The 4026-nt window shown below is 62.4% G+C and carries 3 protein-coding genes and 1 pseudogene; 2 read left to right on the top strand and 2 right to left on the bottom strand.

Translation table 11 applies throughout. The features are described 5' to 3' along the window. Window positions 1–261: 261 nt before the first annotated feature. Complete coding sequence (gene rsuA / locus HKD46_RS20995) at window positions 262–954, top strand: 16S rRNA pseudouridine(516) synthase RsuA (protein WP_171865940.1); 693 nt, start codon at window positions 262–264, stop codon at window positions 952–954. 96 nt (window positions 955–1050) lie between these two features. Here the strand turns inward: rsuA and HKD46_RS20990 are convergent, their stop codons facing one another. Next, window positions 1051–1953 (bottom strand): DMT family transporter, encoded by a 903-nt coding sequence (locus HKD46_RS20990; RefSeq protein WP_171865939.1) that lies wholly within the window; start codon window positions 1951–1953, stop codon window positions 1051–1053. 289 nt (window positions 1954–2242) lie between these two features. On the opposite strand from HKD46_RS20990, the gene HKD46_RS20985 reads away from it, so the two are divergent. After that, window positions 2243–3880, top strand: a complete 1638-nt coding sequence (locus HKD46_RS20985) for a peptide ABC transporter substrate-binding protein (RefSeq protein ID WP_171865938.1) — start codon at window positions 2243–2245, stop codon at window positions 3878–3880. An 82-nt stretch (window positions 3881–3962) separates the two neighbouring features. Here HKD46_RS20985 and HKD46_RS20980 read toward each other — a convergent pair. Further along, window positions 3963–4026, bottom strand: a pseudogene (locus HKD46_RS20980) (IS200/IS605 family transposase); the annotation flags it as partial.

The following is a 4026-nucleotide window of genomic DNA, read 5'->3' as shown; positions in this document are numbered from 1 at the left end:
GTGAACGGCGCTCGCAATATTTTAGCGGCGGGACACGCCGTTTTAGCCTGTGGAGGCGTGGTGCAATCAGGCCGCCCGATGAAGCAGGAACCCGGTACTGCGCGAGCAGCTATCACCCAGTAATGGGGATCCCCCTCCTGTGACGCGAAGCGCTAAGGTGGGGGAGGATGTCAACTTGAGTCCCTGTCGCTTAGTACTGGTGTTGTCGGGTCTGACCGATATAATGTCGCCCCCAATCATGATGGATTCCGAGGTTTTTGCATGCGGCTCGACAAATTTCTTTGCGATTGCTCCGATTTGACCCGTTCCCAGGCGGGCAAGCTGATCCGTCAGGGGGAAGTGCTGGTAGACGGCGTGCTGGTCAAGCAGCCCGCCTTTCACATCAATGAGCAACACCAGATCGAGTTTGACGGTGTGACCTTGACCCTGAACCTGCAGAATCGCTACTTCATGCTGCACAAGCCGGAAGGATATGTCTGCTCCAACGAGGACCCGGATCACGCCACCGTGTTCCACCTGCTCGACGAGCCGGCCATGGGTAAACTGCACGTGGTGGGGCGCCTCGATCTCGATACCACCGGGCTGGTGCTGATCACCGATGACGGCCAGTGGTCCCATCGCATCACGTCGCCCCGGCACGAGTGTGCGAAGACCTACCACGTCTGGCTGGCTGATCCCGTGAGTGAAGAGGCCATCTCGCTCTTTGCCGACGGTATCTACCTGCGCAACGAGAACGACAAGACCCGCCCTGCGGAGCTGGAAATCCTGGACGAGCGGGAAGCACGCCTGACCATCCACGAGGGCAAGTATCACCAGGTGAAGCGGATGTTCGCCGCCATCGGCAACAAGGTGGTCGGGCTGCATCGGGAACGCATCGGCGAGTTGACTCTGGACGATGAGCTGGCTCCGGGGGAATACCGGGAGCTGACCGAAGAGGAAGTGGCCCTGTTCTAGGGACGCGATCGCCTCTCTCCCTGTCCGGCAAGGGGGAGCATCGGCGGCTCAGTGCCGCCGATGGGCGTGTTGGTCCTTCCAGCAGGATAGATGGGCTCAGTTCCCCATTCCCAGCACCAAGGCAGTGCCCAGGGTGGCGAGCAGGGCTCCGGCCCAGGCGGGGAGCGAGGGACGCATACCCGAGTGCCACCACAGCAAGGGCAGCAGAATGACCGGTGTGGTGGAAGACAAGATGGCCACCATGCCCACATCTCCCTGACGCAGGGCCACCAGGATCAGGGTCATTCCCAGCGTCATCGCCAGAAATCCGTTGATGCCTATCATGCCGAGCACCTGCCGGTTGATTGGGTTGTGCGGCATGGCGAGCGGCATGCGCAGTGCCCGCAAGACGCAGTGTGCCAAGAGGGCGCTGGCCATGCGCACGCCGGAAGCGCTCACCGCGTCCACGGTGCCGCTCATCATCACCGGCTTGGCGATGATGGCTCCCAGGCTCTGGCACAGGGCTGCGGTGAGGCCAAGGGCTATGCCGACCACGAGGCGGCCGCGCACCTGCTCCCATTCGTTCTGCTGATTGTCGCCACGACGACCAAACAGGATGGCGAGCATGACCCCGGCCAGGACCAGCAAGGCGCCCGGCAGGCGCCAACCATCGAGCCGCTCGCCAAAGAGCCAGAGCCCGAGCAGGGCGGAGAAGAGGGCGTGGCAGGAGAAGAGCAGACCGCTGCGCCTGGGGCCGAGTCGGTTCATGCAGGCAAAGAGGGCGGTGTCGCCGACGAAGATGCCGATGAGGCCGGAGAGGGCCAGCAGGGGAAGGGCGCTCTCGGTGAGGGTCTGCCAGCCTCCCGTCACCAGACTTGCGCTGGCCAGCATCAGGCTGACCAGGAACATCCGCCAGCGGCTGTAGGCAAAGGCCCCCAGATGGCGAGCCGGTTTGACGGAGATGAGGGCGGCGATCGCCCATAAACTGGCGGCAGCCAGCGCCAGCCATTCGTAACCCATAAAGACCCCTGAAACGGTAGACGACAACCGGACTTGCAGGCGACACATCACCCCGGGCCGATTGCCAACGGGGCAGGGGAGTGCGCCTTCTGGCGAGTGCGCCCACCCGTGGCGGCCGTGTCGTCATAAAACCTTGAAAAAAATAGCCCGAAAGACTCCCTCTATCGGGCAGGCCCGATACAATACGGGTCGTCTTCGGGGATAACAAGCGCGGCATGATGCATTCGGTTCCAGGCGCGCCGCCGGCCTTCCCCCATTGCAGTCAAAAGAATTGAACGAGGTTGATGTCATGTTTTACCGTTTCGCCGCCAGGCCAGCCAGCCGCTGGCTCTCTCCCTTGCTGTTCGGGTTGATGGCGGTGCCGCCGCTTCAGGCCACTACCGTGGTGCAGCAGCCCGTGCTGTCGGACAGGCAGACCCTGGTCAAGGGCAATGGCGCCGAACCCGAGTCCCTCGATCCGGCCCTGATCCGCTCCGGTTTCCCGGGGGAGGTGGTGCTGGTGGACCTGTTCGAGGGGCTGGTGAGCGAGGATGGTCAGGGCAAGATAGTGCCCGCCCAGGCCCAGCGCTGGGAGACCAGCGAGGATGGGCTGGTGTGGCGCTTCTTCCTGCGTCCCCAGCTCAAATGGTCCAACGGCGAGCCCCTCACCGCCCGGGATTTCGTCTACGCCTGGCGGCGGCTGCTGAACCCGGCGCAGGCTTCCCCCTCCGCTGGCCTGCTGCTGGCGACCGGCATCAACAATGCCCAGTCCATCTATGCCGGGGCGCTCGACCTCGATGCCCTGGGGGTGGAGGCAGAAAGCGACCAGATCCTGAAAGTGACCCTGGAGCGCCCCGTTCCCTATTTCCTGCAACTGGTCAGCCAGCGCCCCTTCGTGCCGGTCAACGAGCGGGTCATCGCCCAGTTTGGCAAGCAGTGGACCCAGCCAGGCAAGATGGTGAGCAATGGCCCCTACAAGCTGGCGAGCTGGGTGGTGAACGAGCGCATCGAAGCCGAACGCAACCCCCAGTACTGGGATGACGCCCATACCCGGATCCAGCGGGTGACCTACCTGCCGCTCGCTTCCCAGCATGGGGAGCGGCTGCGTTACGAAGCGGGGGAGATCCAGCTCACCAACAAGGTGGCGCTGGAGTACTACCAGAAGACCATGCAGGAGGCACCGGAGCGGATCTGGGGTCTGCCGCTGCTTGGCACCTATCTTTATACCTTCAATCTCAATCTCCCTGAATTGCAGGATGTGCGGGTGCGCCAAGCGCTCTCCATGGCCATTGATCGCTACCTGCTGACCGAGAAGGTGAGCGGCCAGGGAGAACGTCCTGCCTGGTCATTGCTGCCCGCCATGCCAGGTTATGACGAACTGGATATCCCCCTCTCCCGGGAAGACCAGTCAACTCGGTTGGCCCGCGCAGCCGCGCTGTTGGCCCAGGCAGGCTACAACAGCGCCCATCCCCTCAGGTTGACACTGACCTACAACACGTCGGAGAACCACAAGAAGCTGGCTCTGGCGGTGGCGGCCATGTGGAAACCGCTGGGGGTAGAAGTCTCCCTCAACAACATGGAGTGGAATGCTTATCAGGTGGCCAAGAACAGTGGTGATTTCATGCTGGCGCGTTCATTTTTGTTTGGTGATTATGTCGAGCCGTCGTCCATGCTTGGCAGTTTCCGCTGCCAGGATCCCCAGAACGAGAGCGGCTACTGCAACCCCGTCTTCGATGGTCTGCTGCAGCAGGCCTCCGAGACCCTGGATGCCAACGTTCGGTCCGGGATCTATCATCAGGCCGAGCAACTGCTGATGGAGGAGGTGCCCGTCATCCCCGTCTATCACTACAACCAGATGAGACTGGTGGACCCGGCACTGCGCGGCTTGCCGAGCCGCAACCTCAAGGGCGCCATCGCCACCAAGGATCTCTATTTCAGCCAGCCATGAGGAGTGTGGAATGAAGATTGCCATCTTAAATGCGAAATGGGACTCCCTCCGACGTAGGTGGGAGGGGTATTTCGCCGGGGCGTCAGCCCCGCTGGTTTTGAATGTATTGCTTGATCACCTCCAACGGTGCTCCGCCGCAAGAGCCC

It is taken from the genome of Aeromonas sp. TW 6 (assembly GCF_013168745.1).
In the GTDB taxonomy this organism is placed as follows: Bacteria; Pseudomonadota; Gammaproteobacteria; order Enterobacterales; family Aeromonadaceae; genus Aeromonas; species Aeromonas caviae.
Note: the sequence above shows the minus strand (reverse complement) of the source record. Positions and strands in the feature narration are given on the sequence as shown.